Source organism: Acetobacter lambici, assembly GCF_011516885.1.
Lineage (GTDB): Bacteria > Pseudomonadota > Alphaproteobacteria > Acetobacterales > Acetobacteraceae > Acetobacter > Acetobacter lambici.
Genome location: NZ_WOTD01000022.1, coordinates 1 through 16239, shown reverse-complemented (window position 1 = coordinate 16239; position 16239 = coordinate 1). Strand labels below are relative to the sequence as shown.

The 16239-nt window shown below is 58.7% G+C and carries 17 protein-coding genes and 1 tRNA gene; 17 read left to right on the top strand and 1 reads right to left on the bottom strand.

Annotation, left to right across the window (positions count from 1 at the left end; translation table 11 throughout):
- The first annotated feature begins 4 nt into the window (after positions 1 to 4).
- The 6 genes from gnd to GOB86_RS10245 are packed head-to-tail and all read left to right on the top strand — an operon-like array spanning position 5 to position 4285.
- Complete coding sequence (gene gnd / locus GOB86_RS10270; RefSeq protein WP_165992238.1) at positions 5 to 1003, top strand: phosphogluconate dehydrogenase (NAD(+)-dependent, decarboxylating); 999 nt, start codon at positions 5 to 7, stop codon at positions 1001 to 1003.
- Positions 1004 to 1062: 59 nt separating this feature from the next.
- Entirely contained in the window at positions 1063 to 1971 is a 909-nt protein-coding gene (locus tag GOB86_RS10265) for an HAD family hydrolase (protein ID WP_165992237.1), read from the top strand.
- Between the two features lie 17 nt (positions 1972 to 1988).
- A complete protein-coding gene (gene pgl, locus GOB86_RS10260) occupies positions 1989 to 2735 on the top strand; it encodes a 6-phosphogluconolactonase (protein WP_165992236.1) in 747 nt (248 codons plus the stop codon).
- Positions 2736 to 2755: 20 nt separating this feature from the next.
- Entirely contained in the window at positions 2756 to 3463 is a 708-nt protein-coding gene (rpiA, locus tag GOB86_RS10255; protein ID WP_165992235.1) for a ribose-5-phosphate isomerase RpiA, read from the top strand.
- Between the two features lie 2 nt (positions 3464 to 3465).
- Complete coding sequence (locus tag GOB86_RS10250) at positions 3466 to 4044, top strand: gluconokinase (protein WP_165992234.1); 579 nt, start codon at positions 3466 to 3468, stop codon at positions 4042 to 4044.
- Positions 4045 to 4057: 13 nt separating this feature from the next.
- Entirely contained in the window at positions 4058 to 4285 is a 228-nt protein-coding gene (locus GOB86_RS10245) for a hypothetical protein (protein ID WP_165992233.1), read from the top strand.
- A gap of 53 nt (positions 4286 to 4338) precedes the next feature.
- Here the strand turns inward: GOB86_RS10245 and GOB86_RS10240 are convergent, their stop codons facing one another.
- Positions 4339 to 4563, bottom strand: a complete 225-nt coding sequence (locus GOB86_RS10240; protein WP_194301168.1) for a hypothetical protein — start codon at positions 4561 to 4563, stop codon at positions 4339 to 4341.
- Positions 4564 to 4669: 106 nt separating this feature from the next.
- Between GOB86_RS10240 and GOB86_RS10235 the strand changes: the two genes are divergently transcribed.
- The 11 genes from GOB86_RS10235 (at position 4670) to GOB86_RS10185 (ending at position 16184) form a co-directional block, all read left to right on the top strand.
- A complete protein-coding gene (locus GOB86_RS10235) occupies positions 4670 to 5704 on the top strand; it encodes a TroA family protein (RefSeq protein ID WP_242012597.1) in 1035 nt (344 codons plus the stop codon).
- A gap of 89 nt (positions 5705 to 5793) precedes the next feature.
- Positions 5794 to 7563: a chloride channel protein gene (locus GOB86_RS10230; RefSeq protein WP_165992232.1), complete on the top strand. Its 1770-nt coding sequence runs from the start codon at positions 5794 to 5796 to the stop codon at positions 7561 to 7563.
- A gap of 121 nt (positions 7564 to 7684) precedes the next feature.
- The gene (locus GOB86_RS10225) at positions 7685 to 8710 is read left to right on the top strand and encodes an NAD(P)H-quinone oxidoreductase (protein WP_194301167.1); all 1026 of its coding nucleotides are present in this window, start codon (positions 7685 to 7687) and stop codon (positions 8708 to 8710) included.
- 65 nt (positions 8711 to 8775) lie between these two features.
- Positions 8776 to 9474 carry a YggS family pyridoxal phosphate-dependent enzyme gene (locus tag GOB86_RS10220; protein WP_165992231.1) on the top strand — a complete coding sequence of 233 codons (699 nt, stop codon included), beginning with the start codon at positions 8776 to 8778 and terminating at the stop codon, positions 9472 to 9474.
- Between the two features lie 121 nt (positions 9475 to 9595).
- Positions 9596 to 11587 (top strand): potassium transporter Kup, encoded by a 1992-nt coding sequence (locus tag GOB86_RS10215; protein WP_194301166.1) that lies wholly within the window; start codon positions 9596 to 9598, stop codon positions 11585 to 11587.
- A 4-nt stretch (positions 11588 to 11591) separates the two neighbouring features.
- Complete coding sequence (hemW, locus tag GOB86_RS10210; RefSeq protein WP_165992230.1) at positions 11592 to 12746, top strand: radical SAM family heme chaperone HemW; 1155 nt, start codon at positions 11592 to 11594, stop codon at positions 12744 to 12746.
- A 46-nt stretch (positions 12747 to 12792) separates the two neighbouring features.
- Positions 12793 to 13224, top strand: coding sequence for a DUF1489 family protein (locus tag GOB86_RS10205; RefSeq protein ID WP_165992229.1), 432 nt, complete (start codon positions 12793 to 12795; stop codon positions 13222 to 13224).
- Between the two features lie 152 nt (positions 13225 to 13376).
- Positions 13377 to 13452, top strand: a tRNA-Glu gene (locus tag GOB86_RS10200).
- 95 nt (positions 13453 to 13547) lie between these two features.
- The gene (locus tag GOB86_RS10195; RefSeq protein ID WP_165992228.1) at positions 13548 to 14732 is read left to right on the top strand and encodes a tyrosine-type recombinase/integrase; all 1185 of its coding nucleotides are present in this window, start codon (positions 13548 to 13550) and stop codon (positions 14730 to 14732) included.
- A 181-nt stretch (positions 14733 to 14913) separates the two neighbouring features.
- Positions 14914 to 15288, top strand: coding sequence for a helix-turn-helix transcriptional regulator (locus tag GOB86_RS10190; RefSeq protein ID WP_165992227.1), 375 nt, complete (start codon positions 14914 to 14916; stop codon positions 15286 to 15288).
- Between the two features lie 332 nt (positions 15289 to 15620).
- Positions 15621 to 16184 (top strand): SIR2 family protein, encoded by a 564-nt coding sequence (locus tag GOB86_RS10185; protein ID WP_165992226.1) that lies wholly within the window; start codon positions 15621 to 15623, stop codon positions 16182 to 16184.
- Positions 16185 to 16239 lie beyond the last annotated feature (55 nt).

Here is a 16239-nt window from a genome sequence, read left to right as displayed (position 1 = left end):
AATCATGCAGATTGGCATTGTTGGGCTGGGCAGGATGGGGGGCAATATTGCCGTCCGCCTGACACGCTTTGGCCACCACGTTGTTGTTTACGACCGGGATGCCTCGGCCGTGGAAAAAACCGTAGAACGGGCAGAGGCCGGGCGTGCAACGGGGGCCTCCAGTCTGGTCGACGTTGTGGCGCAGCTTTCTGGCCCAAAAAAAATTGTGTGGTCCATGCTCCCCGCTGGCGACATTACGGAAGAGACCATTATGTCCCTCGCCGGGCTTATGGGCCGGGGCGACATCGTGATTGATGGTGGCAACACCTATTACAAGGACGATATCCGCCGTGCCAAAGTGCTGGCTGAAAAAGGGATTGATTACCTTGATATCGGCACATCAGGTGGCGTGTGGGGGCTGGATCGGGGCTACTGCATGATGTATGGCGGCGCCAGAGAGGCCGCCGACCATATTGACCCCATTCTGGCAGCCCTTGCCCCGGGCATGGGCGACATCCCCCGCACCCCCGAGCGCGACCGCGACGGGTTGGACCCACGGGCGGAGCAGGGTTACCTGTATTGCGGTCCCGCCGGGTCGGGCCATTTTGTTAAAATGGTCCATAACGGTATTGAATACGGCATGATGCAGGCCTTTGCCGAAGGTTTTGACGTCATGTACCGCAAGGACTCCCCCCTGCTGGCCGAGGACGAACGCTTCTCGCTCAACATGGCTGACATTGCCGAAGTCTGGCGCCGGGGCAGCGTGGTTTCCTCCTGGCTGCTGGACCTGACGGCGCAGGCCCTTGCCAATAATGGCGAGCTTTCCAAATTCAGTGGGGAAGTCAGCGATTCGGGCGAAGGACGCTGGACCATTGAAGCCGCTATTGAAGAAGCCGTGCCAGTGCCGGTCATGACGGCGGCCCTGTTTACGCGCTTTCGCTCACGCAGTGGCAACACGTTTGCCGAAAAAGTGCTGTCCGCCATGCGTTTTGGCTTTGGTGGCCACGTAGAAAGCAAAGGCTAGAAGCGCCTTTAATTCTTCCCCTGCTCCTAGAGGGCAGGGGCACGCAGGGGAGCAGAACAATGGCAGGCTTTGGGCAAAACAGGCATGGCCCCGAACGCCCCCCTGCCCGCCATATCCGCCTTGTTGTGTCCGACATGGATGGCACATTACTCACCCCGGACAAGCAGATTACAGCCCAGAGCGTAGCCGCCGCACAGACTTTGCGGGCTGCGGGAATTCCCCTCTGCCTTGTCAGCAGTCGCCCGCCGGGGGGGATGGAAATGTATTTCGGGCAACTGGGGCTCAACACCCCTTATGGCGCGCTGAACGGAGGCACCCTGTTCAACCCCGACAGGACCATACGCTCCAGCCTTGCCCTCGACCCACAAACAGTGCTGGACGCGCTGAACCTGCTGGAAGCTCAGCAGGTGGATACATGGCTGTTCCGTGGGCACGAATGGCTTGTGCGCAATGCACAGGCCCCCCTTGTGCAGGCGGAAAGCCGGACCGTGCAGACCATACCCACACAGGTTACCGACCTGCGGGCCTGCGCGCACAACATTGGCAAGGTTGCAGGCTCCACCGCAGACCACGCAGCACTGCATGAACAACAAACAAAAATTGGCCACCTCCTGACCGGCCGCGCCAGTGTGGCTCTGTCCAGCAAATGGTTTTTGGACATTACCCCCCTGCATGCCAACAAAGGGCACGCGGTCCGCCAACTGGCCGCTGACTACGGCATAAGCGTGAATGAGGTTGCCTGCCTTGGGGACATGGACAACGATATTCCCATGCTCTCCATTGCAGGACTTGCCATTGCCATGGGGCAGGCCACACCGGATGTGCAGGCCTGCGCGCATTACGTAAGCAGCCCCAACACGCAGGAGGGCTGGGCCCGTGCCATAACGGACTTTGTGCTGCCCCGTTGCACCACAGGCGTCACCTTGCGCCATGCCCCAGCCACTCCCAACACCCCGTCACCCCAATGACCACGAAAGACCCAACCATGCCCGGACAGACAACCGCCACTGGCACCATGCGTGTTTTCCCGCAGATGGAAGCGCTCATAACCGGACTGGCGGACTGGCTGCTGGAACGCAGCCTTGCCAAAAGTGGCTCCACACCGTTCCGGCTGGCACTCAGCGGGGGTTCCTCCCCCCAGCACCTTTATGCGCTTATGGCCAGTGCGCCTTATGTGGAGCGCTTTCCGTGGCGGAACATGCAGTTTTTTATCGGGGATGACCGGTTTGTGCCGCATGACCATGCCGACAGCAATTTTGGCATGATGCAACGGCTCCTCTTTTCCAAGGCCCCCATTCCAGCCGCCAACATTTTTCCCATGCCCGACCGTGGTCCAGCGGAGGAAGCCGCCAAAACCTACGAACGCACGCTCAAAAACCTGTATGGCGCGGAAAACTTTACGCCAGAACGGCCTTTTTTTGATGTGCAGCTCCTTGGCGTTGGCACGGATGGCCACACAGCATCACTTTTTCCCGGCCAGCCTGTGCTGGACAACCATAAGGACTGGGTTGCCACCTGCGTGCCACCTGCCGCCCCCCATACTCGCCTGACGCTGACCTACCCTGCCATCCACGCAAGCCAGCATGTTGTTTTTCTGGTGGAAGGTGCCGCCAAGCACGATATTCTGGCACGCATTCGCGCACAGGACCCCGCCTGCCCGGCCAGCGCCATTACGGCCCAAGGCGAACTGATATGGTTTACAGACCGGGCTGCAGCCCCATCGGACCAATAAGAACAAGGATAAACAGACTGATGACAGCCCCAGACCCCGCAGCAGCCTTTAAGCAGCAATCCGCCATTAAAGCCGCATCCCTTGTGCAGACCGGCATGGCCGTGGGCCTTGGCACCGGCTCCACAGCCAAATTTGTTGTGGCTGAACTCGGCCGCCGTATCCGTGAGGAAGGGCTGAAGATTACGGCTATTCCCACATCCATCGTGACCGAAAAGCAGGCCCGTGAGGAAGGGATTCCCCTCACCACCTTTGGGCAGCAGCCCGAACTGGATCTTGCCATAGATGGCGCGGACGAAATTGAACCCAAAACCCTGAACCTGATTAAAGGGCTGGGTGGCGCACTGTTGTGGGAAAAAATCGTGGCTTCAGCCGCGGCCCAGTTTGTTGTGGTGGCCGATGCCAGCAAATATGTGGACCATTTGGGCATGCGCTGCCCGCTGCCCGTGGAGGTCATTCCCTTTGGGTGGGAAAATGCCGCGCGCAAGCTGGGGCACCTGGGAGCGCAGGTAACACCGCGCCGTATGCGCGATGGGTCTTTTTTCCTCACGGATGAAAAAAACCTGATCATGGACTGTGTTTTTCCCGCCATTATGGAGCCAGAAAAACTGAGCCACGCCCTGTACAACATTGTTGGCGTGGTAGAACACGGCCTGTTCCTGCACATGGCCACCCAGACCATTACCGCAGGCCCGGAAGGGATTCGCATCATCACGCCACAAGGGAGCTAAGCATGTCCTTGAACAGTTCAGCTTTTCCACCGGGGCATGTTCTGCCCGCACAGCCCGCAGCACATGGCATTGGCAAACGCCTTGTTGTGGTCATGGGCGTTTGTGGTTCTGGCAAAACAACCATTGCCGAAGGACTGCATAACGAACTGGGCTGGCCGTGGCTGGATGCGGACACCCTGCATGATGCGGACAATATTGCCAAAATGCGCGATGGCGTTCCCCTGACCGACACGGACCGCAAGGCGTGGCTGGAACGGTGCCATGCATGGCTCAAATCCTGCGCGGAGCAGAATACAGGTGGTATTCTGGCCTGCTCGGCCCTCAAACGTGCTTACCGTAACAGGCTTTGCGCACAGGGGCTGAGTGTGCAGTTCGTCTATCTGCACGCGGATGAAAACACCCTGCATGCACGGCTGAACACGCGCACGGGGCATTTTATGCCCCCAAGCCAGTTGCCCAACCAGTTGGACACGCTTGAACCCCCACACCCTGATGAGGCGGCATGGTCGCTCCAGACCCAGCACCAACCGGCAGAAACCATTGCCGAGATCATGGGCCTGCTCAAAGCCAGCAAACACTGAAAGACCGCCAGTTATGGGGCATAATTACGCCAAGCCGCTTACATCGGGCCAAAAAATGGAACGCCTGTTAGGGCGCATTCCCCCTTCATGGCATGTCGTGGTGGAGCGCACGGCGGGGGAGGCCACATGGCGTGCGCTTACCCATGCCCCCGGTCAGGATGGCGCATGGAGCGCCCCCCACCCGGACCCGGCTGATGCGCTGGAAGAGAGCTGGCGCCGTAACCGCACTCTTCTGGCCTGACATTTTATACACACCCCAAGCACCCCGCCGCACAATCGGGCGGAAAACAGCATTCATGCAGTGTGTTTTACCGCACGTTTACCGGAGCGGGGGCTATTATAAGGCTGGCCGGTCAGGGGGTTCATACGCACTGTGCGGGCACGGGGCGGCGTTTTATCGGGCACAACATAGGCCTCTATGCCCTCCGCCTGCCGGGCACGGGCAAAACGCTGGGCGTGGGATAACTGCGCCGCATAGTACAGCACCCTGTTCCCCACCATAACACTATGTTTGCGCATAATCCGCCTCCAGCCGTACCAGCCATTGGCCCGCCGCCCGCTCCCGCCAATGTGGCTTGCAAGCCCTCTGTCCATATTTTAATATATATAAAATTAGGATAACCGCATGACCCTCCACCACCCCAAATACTCTGGCCTGCTGCGTTGTGTGGCGGGTCTGGCCGCAAGCCTTGTTCTGGGCGCTCCCATGCATGCGCACGCACGCCTTGTAACTGATATGAGTGGTGCTACGGTTGAGATCAAGGATGGTGCTCCCCCCATTGCGGACCTGTGGTTTGCCCACAACGAAATAAGCGTGATGCTGGGCGCTGCCCCACGCATACAGGTTACGGCGGAAAACGCGGGCGACAACCCATGGCTGTTTAAAATCTCGCCCGTTCTTTACATGGCGCATATGGGCGTCAAGCCCGATACGGTGAGTGCCGAATACCTGCTGGCCAACAAAATTGGTCTGGTGTTCGTGCCCACCAAGGCCAAGGCGGAAGAACTCAGGCGCGCAGGCGTTGCAGCCCTTGCCGCCGAATACATGACCATGCCGGACATGCTGACATCACTGGACATGAGTGCGGAAGCCATTGGCACGCAAGAGGCCCATAACACCGCCAAACGCTACCGCCAGGAGATGGAATGTGTGCTGGAACTGCTCAGGTTCCGCACAGCCCAGATCCATGCTTCCGAGCGCCCGCGCGTACTCCACATTGCGCGCTTTTCCCCCCTACAGGTGGATGGCGAAAAAACCCTGATTGACGCATGGATTCAAGCTGCGGGGGGCACCAATGCCGCAAGGATTGCCGGGAACCACAGGCCCGTCAGCTTTGAGCAGATCGCGGTCTGGAACCCCGATATTGTTATTGTGGACTCCTCCGCCGGAGAACTGCCCGAATCCTCCCCCCTGCGCACGCTCAACGCCTTCGCGCAGAAAAAATGGTGGACCAACCCCAAAGGGGTTTTTGCATGGGACCGCTATGGCTGCGAGGAACTGCTGCAAATCCAGTGGGCAGCCAAAAAGTTCCACCCAACCCTGTTCGCGGATTTGGATATACCGACCGCCGTGCGCAATTTTTACAATATTTTCTTCCATTATCATCTGAGCGAGGATGACATCTCGCGCATTCTGGCAGCCCAGCCCCCCGCACCATAATATCCGGGCAAAAGCAGGCTCCCAATAACTGGTATGACATTCATACTACTTATTGGACGCCCCGCCCCCATGCTGTTATGCCATGAAGCATGACAGCGTTGCTGGAACACCTGCGCACCCATAAGACGCCCGCCCGGTGGCTTACGGCCCTGCGGGCTCTGGTGCGCACGGATTCGCTCTGGCTGCTGGTTCTGGCCGCCATAACCGGCGCTCTGGCCGGGCTTGCCGTCAGTCTGATCACCTTTACCACCCTGCTGGCCCACAACATGCTGGCACCAGGTTACAATCGGCTGTCCGGGCTGGAACATGTGGCTCCGTGGCGCGCCCTGTTGGTCCCTGCCACCGGCGGGCTATTACTGGGCCTGTGGCATTACACCTTGCAGCGCCACAACCGCCACAGACCCGTGGACCCGATTGAGGCCAACGCCCTGCACGGCGGTCGCATGTCCCTGCGCGACAGTCTGATCGTCACGGGGCAGACCATTCTGTCCAACGGTTGCGGTATTTCCCTTGGGCTGGAGGCCGGGTTCAGCCAGATTGGCTCGGCCTTTGGCTCGCGCATTGGTCGTAACCTGCGCATGCACCGAGCCGATGTACGCCTGCTGGTCGGGTGTGGTGCGGCAGGCGCCATTGGTGCGGCCTTTGACGCTCCTCTGGCCGGGGCTTTTTATGCGTTTGAGCTGATTATTGGCTCCTACGCCTTTCCCCTTCTGGCCCCGGTTGCCTGCGCCTCTCTTTGCGCTCTGGCGGTTGTGCATCTGACGGGGGAAACCCTGCCTGCCATCACCATGACCATTCCACAAAGCATACCCCCGCTGGCATACCCGTTACTGGCAGTACTGGGGGGGCTTTCCGCCCTGATCGGCGTTGCACTGATGAAAAGTGCCGCCTACGCGGAACAGATTTTTGCTGTATGTGTCAAACCTCTCTGGCTGCGCCCCATGGTGGGGGGGCTGCTGGTCGGAGGACTGGCTATTATATCACCCACCGTTCTGTCTTCCGGCCATATTGCCATGCGGGAGGGGCTGGTCAGCCCGCCCCTGTTCTGGGCGGCGTTAGGCCTTTTGCTGCTCAAAGCGGCGGCATCCACCCTGTCTATTGGATCGGGGTTCAGGGGGGGGCTGTTCTTTGCCTCGCTCTATCTGGGGGTGCTGACCGGGGCCGCTTTTTCCAGCGTAGTCGCCCCGATTATGGACCTCCCCCTTGCCCTATGCACCGTTGCGGGCATGTGCGCGCTGGCAACCGCCATTATTGGCGGCCCGCTGACCATGATCCTGCTTACGCTGGAAACCACCCATAGCGCCAACCTGACCGCCGCCGTGGCCCTGACTGCCCTTGTGGCTTCCTTTACGGTCAAACGTATTTTTGGCTACTCCTTTGCCACATGGCGCTTCCACCTGCGGGGCGAAAACATCCGCTCGGGCGTGGATGTGGGGTGGATGCGCACACTCACCGTCAGCCGCATGATGCGCACGGAGCTGGACACGCTGGCCGCCAACACAACCGTAGCATCTGCCCGCACAATCTTTGCCGGGCGCATGCCCCGCTACATTGTGCTACACAATGCCCAGAACCATTATGCGGGGCTTCTGGAAAGCAATCTGATCCAGTCGATTACCATTGCCCCCGATCAGCCCCTGTCCGCACTGGTGGAAAACGACGGAGAAGTCCTCTCCCCCGACTTTTCAATCGGGCATGCCGTAGCGGCCTTTGAGCGCACGACCCGCCCGGCACTGGCTGTAACTGACCGGGAGGGGCATATTCTGGGTATTCTGAGCGAGCGTTACGTACTGCGTCGCTACGCGGAAGAACTCGAACGCACCCGCCGCGAACTGGCGGGGGAAAAACACGGCAAATAACCCCCTGTCCATGCAGCGCCACGGCACGTAGCACGGACGTGATCACCCTCCCCCTTTTACCCCGCCACCCCACACGCCATACTCATAGCCTCTGTATTTTCCTAAAAACCGGCGGTGTCCCATGCCTGCAGCACCCGTTGTTCCCCCATCCATGCAAGCAATCTGCTTTACCGAACCCGGTGGACCAGAGGTTTTGCACCTTGAAGCATTGCAGGTGCCCCAGCCCGGCCGTGGGGAGGTATTAGTCCGTGTTATGGCCGCAGGCGTTAACCGCCCCGACCTGATGCAGCGCAAGGGATTATACCCCCCACCACCCGGTGCGTGCCCGCGCCTTGGGCTGGAAGTGGCGGGCGAGGTTGTCGCCTGCGGTCTGCCGCAGGAGGGCACACCCATGCCCGCCCTTGGCAGCAGGGTCTGCGCCCTGACCAACGGGGGCGGCTACGCACAATACTGCCTTGTGCCCGCAGGCCAGTGCCTGCCGTGGCCCACGGGCTTTAGCGCCGAACAGGCCGCAGCCCTGCCAGAGACCTATTTTACCGTCTGGTCCAACCTGTTTATGCCCACCCTGCCAGCAAAGGGTGCGCGAGTGCTGGTCCATGGTGGAGCCAGCGGCATTGGCACAACAGCCATTCAGCTTGTTAAGGCATTTGGCGGGCAGGCTTTTGCCACCGCGGGCACGCCTGAAAAATGCGCCCTGTGCGAAGAGCTGGGGGCAACAGCCATTAACTACCGTACGGAAGATTTTTTAACCCGTATCCGTGAACTTACGCACGATCAGGGCGTGAACATTATTCTGGACATGATCGGGGGGGCGTACTTTAACCGTAACCTCAAATCCCTCACCATGGATGGCAAGCTGGTCATTATTGCCCTGCAAGGGGGGGCCAAGGCGGAACAGGCTGATCTGGCCCGGATCATGACCCGTCGGCTTACCGTAACCGGTAGCAGCCTGCGCCCGAGGGACAGCGCCAACAAGGCCCGCATCGCGCACGAACTGCACGAACACGTATGGCCCCTGCTGGACAAAGGCAGCATCAAACCTCTTATCCATGCGGTTTTCCCTCTGGCCAGAACAGACGCCGCCCATGCGGCGCTGGAGGAAGGCAACCACACGGGCAAAATTGTGTTGAGCGTCTCCGCCGACTAAAAGGGATGGAGCAGCAGCAGGGTAATAGCCCTGCCCTCCATCTTTTTAAGGAATTCCGGGGTCCCATGGATACGTCTCTCCCTTCCCCCTCCTCCACCATTGCGGAGCGGCTGAATGCCGTACGGCGCAGCATGCAGGCCGCAGCACAGGCGGCCGGGCGTGACCCGGCCGAGGTGTCTTTGGTTGCCGTATCCAAATTCCACCCCCTGCAAAGCGTGCAGGAGGCCCTTGCCGCCAACCAGTGCGTGTTTGGCGAAAACAGGGTGCAGGAAGCCGCAGCCAAGTTCCCGCCCCTGCGCGCAGACCATCCCAACCTGCGGCTGCACCTGATCGGTGGGCTACAGACCAACAAAGCGCGCGAGGCCGTACGCATTGCGGATATGATTGAAAGCCTTGACCGCCCCGCACTGGTGGACGCCATTGCCCGCGCGGCAGATGCCGAAGGCCGCCTGCCCGATCTGCTGGTGGAGGTCAATACAGGGGACGAACCCCAAAAATTTGGCGTACCAAAGGAGCAGGCCGATGCGTTTATCCGGGTCTGCATGCACCGGTTTGGCCCTTCATTGCGGGGGCTGATGTGTATTCCACCCGCCGGACAGAATCCGGTACCGCATTTTCAGCTCCTGCGCTCCATGGCCCAAACGCACGGCCTGCCGGTGCTGTCCATGGGCATGTCGGCTGATTTTGAGCAGGCTATTGCACAGGGCGCGACCCTTGTGCGGGTCGGCAGCGCCATATTTGGCCCCCGCCCAGCACTAGCCTGAACGGCCCATTCTCAATAATGGTAGCCGGTATGCCTTGCCTCTGGCACTCTCCCCACCTTATGCAGGGCATCCTAGAATTTCTTTTTTCTTCTTCTGCCCCTGACGCGGAGCCAGAAATGCCATGACCGACGCCGACAGTACAACGCCCACAGGTTCCGCCCCGGCTCCGGGCGAGACGCACCAGACCACCGGAGCACCAGAACCACGGCGGATTGCCGAGTTCGACGCGGATCAGCCGCAACATGCCATGGCTCCCGTGGGCTTTGCGGCCCTTCTGAGCGTACTGGGCGTTGTGTATGGTGATATTGGCACAAGCCCGCTTTACGCTTTTCGGTCCACGGTGGAGGTTATTTCCGACCACCATAAGGTGGAACCGTGGGAGATCATGGGTGTTGCCAGCCTGATCTTCTGGACCCTGATCCTGATCGTGACCGTCAAATATGTTCTGCTCATTATGCGGGCCGACCATAATGGCGAAGGCGGCATTCTGGCCATTATGTCCCTTGCCCAGCGCGTAACCACCAGTGCGCGAACGCGGCTGGTGCTTGGCATGGTCGGGATTATAGGGACCTGCCTGTTTTTTGGGGATGGCATTATTACCCCCGCCATTTCCGTGCTCTCGGCAATTGAGGGGGTAGAGGTCAGTCTGCCCGCAGCACATGAGGTGGTCATACCAGTTGCCATACTGGTCATTATCAGCCTGTTTAGTGTGCAGTGGGTAGGTACGGGCCGTGTGGGCACCATCTTTGGTCCGATCATGCTGCTCTGGTTTGGCACGCTGGGTGTGCTCGGGCTTATTCAGGTTCTGCATCACCCGCATATTCTACTTTCCCTCTCCCCCACCTATGCGCTGGAGTTCGTGTTCTACCACGGTAAGCTCTCCTTCCTCGCACTTGGCGCGGTTGTGCTGTGCGTAACCGGGGCAGAGGCGCTGTATGCGGATATGGGGCATTTTGGCCGCGCACCCATCCGCTACGCATGGCTGTTTTTTGTGCTGCCCATGCTGGTACTGAACTATTTTGGGCAGGCCGCACTGGTAATTGCCGACCCCAAGGCGCTGGCTAACCCGTTCTTCCTGCTCTGCCCGCACTGGATGCAGGCCCCCATGGTCGTACTGTCCACGCTGGCTACGGTTATTGCCAGTCAGGCCGGAATTTCGGGCGGGTTCTCACTATGCCGCCAGCTTATCCAGCTTGGTTACATGCCGCGCCTGCGCATTACCCACACCAATGCGGAGGAAGAGGGCCAGATTTACCTGCCCGACTTTAACCGTTTTCTGGCTGTGGGGGCCGTGCTGCTGGTTCTGGCCTTCCGCAGTTCCGATGCTCTGGCCTCGGCCTACGGTATTGCGGTTACGGGCACGTTTATCTGCACGTCCGTGCTGGCCATTGCGGTCTTTCGCAAGCACTTCAACTGGCCTGCATGGCAAGTGGGCATGGTGTTTGGTGGCTTTTTGCTGCTGGACGGCACGTTCTTTACCGCCAATGCGCTCAAAATCCCCGATGGGGGCTGGGTGCCCGTCATGCTTGGCTGTGTGCTGACCCTGATGATGACAACCTGGAAAAAGGGGCGCGGCCTTATTATTGCCCGCCAGCGGCAGGATAGCCTGCCCATGGGCTCCTTTATCGCCCGCCTGCCCCAGTCGCGCACCATTGTGCGTGTGCCCGGCATGGCCGTATTCATGACCAGCACACCAGACTTTGTGCCGCCATGCCTGTTGCATAACATGCGCCACAACAAGATCCTGCATGACCACGTACTGTTTGTAACCGTGCAGAACCTTGACCAGCCAGAAGCCGAACGCGGCCACCGCGTGACGGTGGAAGAACTGACCACCGATGTGTACCGCGTGATCCTGCGTTACGGCTTTATGGAAATGCCCAACATCCCCCGCGCACTGGAAGAACTGAAAGCCAACGGTGTGGACTTTGACGCCCTTCAGGCTTCGTACTTCACCTCGCGCGAACTGGTGACACGCTCCTCCGTGCCGCGCATGTCGCGGTGGCGGATGTCCATCTTCCTGTTCATGCTCCGTAACTCGACCTCCAGCATGGAATTCTTCCGTATTCCGCCTGACCGCGTGGTGGAACTGGGCGTGAAGGTCGCCATCTGAGCGCGTGCAGAACGAACCACTCGCCCTTTACATCCACTGGCCGTTCTGTCTGGCCAAATGCCCGTACTGCGACTTTAACTCCCATGTACGGGACAAGATTCCACAAGCCCGGTTTGCAAGCGCACTCCGGGCAGAACTGGCGTATGATGCCGCACGTCTGGGACGGCGCAGACTGACATCCATTTTTTTTGGTGGTGGCACCCCCTCGCTCATGGCGCCAGAAACCGTGGCCGCCCTGATAGAAGACGCCAGAACCCTGTTTGATGCCGCCCCGGATATGGAAATTACGCTGGAGGCCAACCCGACCAGTGTTGAGGCCGAACGCCTGCACCAGTTCCGTCAGGCGGGTGTTAACCGTGTGTCCCTTGGCATTCAGGCGCTGGATGACCGCGCTCTGACCTTTCTGGGTCGTGAGCACTCGGCCACACAGGCCCGCGCAGCATTGGAGACAGCCCGCAGCCTGTTCCCCCGCCTGACATTTGACCTGATCTACGCCCGCCCCGAGCAGAGCATTGCCGCATGGCGGCAGGAACTGACCACCGCCTTGCAACTGGCGGACGATCACCTCTCGCTCTACCAACTGACAATCGAGCCGGGAACGCGGTTTGAGGCCCTTTACCGCCAGGGCACATTCACCCTGCCCGATAATGATACAGCCGCCGCCTTGTACGACACCACAGCGGAACTGACGCACGCCCACGGCATGGCGGCCTATGAGGTCTCCAACTATGCAAGACCGGGCCGTGAGAGCCAGCACAACCTGACCTACTGGCGATATGGGGATTATCTGGGCATTGGACCGGGTGCGCATGGCCGTCTGAGTTTTGGTAGCGCACTCAAAGCCACACGCCGCCACCGCGCGCCCGAGCCATGGGCCGAGCGGGTGGAAAACACAGGCACCGGTCAGACGTCGGAAGAAGACCTGACACCACACGACCGCGCACAGGAAATGCTCCTTATGGGCCTGCGCGTGCATGAAGGTATTAACCTGAACCGTTTTTATACCCGCACCGGCATGGCATTGGATAACGCGGTCGACCAGAGTGTTCTGGCTCAGGCCGTGCAGGAAGGTTACCTGACGCGCACCCCGCAAACACTCAGTGCCACGGCAGAGGGCAGGCTACGGCTGGAAGCCCTTCTGGCGGCCCTTGTGCTCTAGGTCTGGCCGTGTTGCTCCCAACCCTGCCGCCCCTATATTGAGTGACATGATAAACCTGATCAAACTTGTTGTTGGTGTGTCCTCCCTTGAGGAACTGGCCGAGCGCCAGCTTTTACCCACCAACCAGCGCATGCATGCAGCCACCGGCAAAATGCTGCCTGTTGTGCATACACGGACTTTTCCCAAACAGGCGGAAGAGCTGTTGCAAGGTGGGTCACTCTACCGGGTTATTGCCGGGCTTATCCTGTGCCGCCAGCGCCTTGTGGACATTGTATCCGAAGTCCGGGCTGATGGCACAAATGGCACTCTGCTTTTTCTTGACCCGACAATCATCCGTGTGGAGGCACGCGCCCTACGCGCTTTTCAGGGGTGGCGCTACCTGCGCCCGGCCGACGCCCCGCCAGATCTGAGTGGCACCACAGGGCACAACAGCCTTCCGCCAGCCCTACAAAAAGAACTGGCCCTGCTGGGGTTATAAAATTAAAGCCACGCGCTGCATGCTGCTTAGCCCCCCGCTGGGCGGTGCTCCGTATGGTCTGGCGCCGTTCCTCAAAAAAAATGCACAAATGAAATTTAGCTGCTTGACGCCCCCCAGATTCCACTCTAAACAACGGCCCAACAACGCCTCTTGTCCCGTTCGTCTAGAGGCCTAGGACACTGCCCTTTCACGGCGGCAACACGGGTTCGAATCCCGTACGGGACGCCATTGTTTTCATTGGCTTTTTTGGCGAAACTCTTCCAAAAAATATTAGTTTTTGCACCATTTTTGCACCATCGCGAGGAACGTCGTAGTGTCTTCTCATGGTGGAAGATATCAACACGCCAGCAGGTGATGTCATGAGCGGGCGCACGGACCCCGCCACAGGCAAGGCTTTACCGCGCGGTGTGAGCTATCGTGGCCCCAAACAATACATGACCCGTAAGGTGGTCGATGGTCGCCGGGTGCAGCAGACTTTTTCTACCGCGGCACAGGCCCGACGCTGGCTCAATGAAACAGCCGCCAAAGCAGAACTGGGCCAGTTCACAGATACACGCCCTCTCGACAAGATGACGATTGGCACACTTGTTGAACGGTATCGCGATGAGTGCATGGCCGATCGGAAAGCCGACCGGATCGGGCATATCCCAGCCATTCTGCGCGACACCGCACTGTCTTCGGTACGGTTATCGAAATTCTCAGCCGCAGACGTCCGTGGCTTCCGTGAACGCATGACCGCAACCGGATATGCAGCCGCGACTGTGGTGAAACGCCTTAATCTTTTGGCTTCTATTCTTCAGCATGCCATCTCGGAATGGGATATCGCCATCGTCAATCATGCGTCTGGCCGCGTTGTAAAACGACCCGAGGGAGCTGACAAAAAGCGGAACCGACGCCTCAAGGAAAATCGGGATTCCTCTCTTCCAGGAGAATTTGAACGCCTGATTGAAGCCGTCAGCGGCTCCCCTCACCCGGATGATGTCTGGCTTGTCCGATGGTCGATCGAGCAGGGCACACGCCGGGGCGAAGCCCTGCAACTTCGCTGGGGCGACATTGACCTTCAGCGTCGCACCCTGAAGCTGGGCGGCGAAAGCGGAAAGACCAAGACGCATCGCCATCAGGAAGAGCACGGGCCAGAGATACGCCCCCTCACGCCGGGCGCACGTCGCCTCCTGATCGAGAAGCTTGCAACGCTTCCGTATCAGCCCAAGCCAACACAGCTCCTCTTTGATGTCGGGTCTGAAGCGGCGTTCAGTGTTCGATATGGCCGTATGGTACGAGATGCCGGACTGAAAGATCTGACCTTTCACGACCTGAGACATGAAGCAACCAGCCGGTTAGCAAAATTGCTGCCCAATCCGCTCGACCTCAAACGCGTGACCGGTCATCGCGACCTGAAATCACTGGATCGCTATTATCAGCCCGTTCCTGAAGACATCAGTCGTCAGATTGAAGAGGCTGAACGTGTGTTGGGTATGCTGTCAGAAGAGAAACTGCTGAAGGACTGAGGTCTCTTCATCTCCAGTCAGATCCCCCTCACTTCGCCAGAAAATGAAATAAAAGATCAGAGAAAGAATTTTCTTTCTCTGATCTCTCGTCCTGTGCTATCAGGTTTTCACGGTTCAACACCGTTCTTCTCCCCCAAAAAAACAATCTGAAATCTTGTGTCTTTTGGGGAGTCCTGCATCCTTGACCCAGTCACCCGTCACGCCTAAAGTTTTGCGCTATCGCGATGCCGCAACCTATCTGGGCATTAGCCATGGTCGATTACGGAATCTGGTCAGCGAGGGACGTGGTCCAGCTTCCGTAACCTATGGCAAACGGGACAGGGCTTTTCCAATTGCCGCTCTGGATGCGTTTATCGACCAGCGGACAACTGGCTATCAACCTGTTAGGCCAGAACCCATCGCGGTCAAACGTCGACCAGGCCGCCCCCGCAAGACCGAACAACGCAATCAGAAGCAGATGGCGCATTGGACCGCAGTCATGATGGCACTGTTCATGACCTATCTTCTCTGGGCCTATGGTTTTCTTGGTCTTGCAACAGGTTTCATGACAAACTGAGAACCATTAAAAAAACAGCACTCCTCGCTTTTGCCCGCGAGAAAACAAGCCTGTCATATCCGGAAGGTTCTGTTCGCTCCTTGGACAAAATACAGATGCATCAGATCTCCTGACTATCACCAGAATTTGCACTGAATATAACTTCCGCTTACGCCTCATCCCAGTCATTCATGCGGTTGTGATGGTTGCCCGAAAGCCGACATTGTTAGGCAAACTGCGATCGGCCAAATTTTGGAAAAAAGTGACGCTGCCCCAAACGTGATCTCATTGTGTAATGTGAGAAGTGAGAAACTGCTATCTGTGGACCAATGGGTTAAGTGGAGATTCTAGGCGTGACCGACGACAGCTTTCCAGACGAACCACATGTCAGACGAATTGCAGCAGCCTTGTGGTCTCGGGAGCCAACCGGAACTGCAGCATTGCTGGTCGGTGCCGGGTTTAGCCGTAACGCAATCCCGCAGCGTCCGTCTGCGGGAATTATGCCTGGATGGAACGACATTTACACCACGATGGTAGAGCAGCTTTATCCGGGAGGCTCGACTAGCGATATCACAGGACGGCAGGGACCGCGAGAATGGTTGCTGCGGCAGGCAGGAGCAACCAGCGCCTATCTGCGAGTGGCCGAAGAGTTCGAGGCCCAGTTTGGGCGAGGCGCGCTTGACAAGCTCATCCTGCAATATGTTCCAGATCAGCAGTTTAAGCCGGGCAACCTCCACCGCATGCTGGTCGAGCTACCGTGGGCTGACATCATGACGACCAACTGGGACACACTCATCGAACGCGCTGCGGAAAGTGCCGAAGAACGCGTCTACGACGTCGTACGGACTATCGACGCGGAAATCTTCTGTGGTTGCCGTCCGTTATGCAAGAGTTTTCTGACCCATATTGACGTGTGATCGTGTGCGGTCTTCTGTAAGGCCTGTTGATGTGGCCTTTCAGAAGCCACTGGCC

What these genes read in the sequence shown, in the direction of transcription:
- gnd (WP_165992238.1), top strand. Translation starts at nt 5, where the DNA reads ATGCAGATTGGCATTGTTGGGCTGGGCAGGATGGGGGGCAATATTGCC.
- GOB86_RS10265 (WP_165992237.1), top strand. Translation starts at nt 1,063, where the DNA reads ATGGCAGGCTTTGGGCAAAACAGGCATGGCCCCGAACGCCCCCCTGCC.
- pgl (WP_165992236.1), top strand. Translation starts at nt 1,989, where the DNA reads ATGCCCGGACAGACAACCGCCACTGGCACCATGCGTGTTTTCCCGCAG.
- rpiA (WP_165992235.1), top strand. Translation starts at nt 2,756, where the DNA reads ATGACAGCCCCAGACCCCGCAGCAGCCTTTAAGCAGCAATCCGCCATT.
- GOB86_RS10250 (WP_165992234.1), top strand. Translation starts at nt 3,466, where the DNA reads ATGTCCTTGAACAGTTCAGCTTTTCCACCGGGGCATGTTCTGCCCGCA.
- GOB86_RS10245 (WP_165992233.1), top strand. Translation starts at nt 4,058, where the DNA reads ATGGGGCATAATTACGCCAAGCCGCTTACATCGGGCCAAAAAATGGAA.
- GOB86_RS10240 (WP_194301168.1), bottom strand. Translation starts at nt 4,563, where the DNA reads ATGCGCAAACATAGTGTTATGGTGGGGAACAGGGTGCTGTACTATGCG.
- GOB86_RS10235 (WP_242012597.1), top strand. Translation starts at nt 4,670, where the DNA reads ATGACCCTCCACCACCCCAAATACTCTGGCCTGCTGCGTTGTGTGGCG.
- GOB86_RS10230 (WP_165992232.1), top strand. Translation starts at nt 5,794, where the DNA reads ATGACAGCGTTGCTGGAACACCTGCGCACCCATAAGACGCCCGCCCGG.
- GOB86_RS10225 (WP_194301167.1), top strand. Translation starts at nt 7,685, where the DNA reads ATGCCTGCAGCACCCGTTGTTCCCCCATCCATGCAAGCAATCTGCTTT.
- GOB86_RS10220 (WP_165992231.1), top strand. Translation starts at nt 8,776, where the DNA reads ATGGATACGTCTCTCCCTTCCCCCTCCTCCACCATTGCGGAGCGGCTG.
- GOB86_RS10215 (WP_194301166.1), top strand. Translation starts at nt 9,596, where the DNA reads ATGACCGACGCCGACAGTACAACGCCCACAGGTTCCGCCCCGGCTCCG.
- GOB86_RS10205 (WP_165992229.1), top strand. Translation starts at nt 12,793, where the DNA reads ATGATAAACCTGATCAAACTTGTTGTTGGTGTGTCCTCCCTTGAGGAA.
- GOB86_RS10195 (WP_165992228.1), top strand. Translation starts at nt 13,548, where the DNA reads ATGGTGGAAGATATCAACACGCCAGCAGGTGATGTCATGAGCGGGCGC.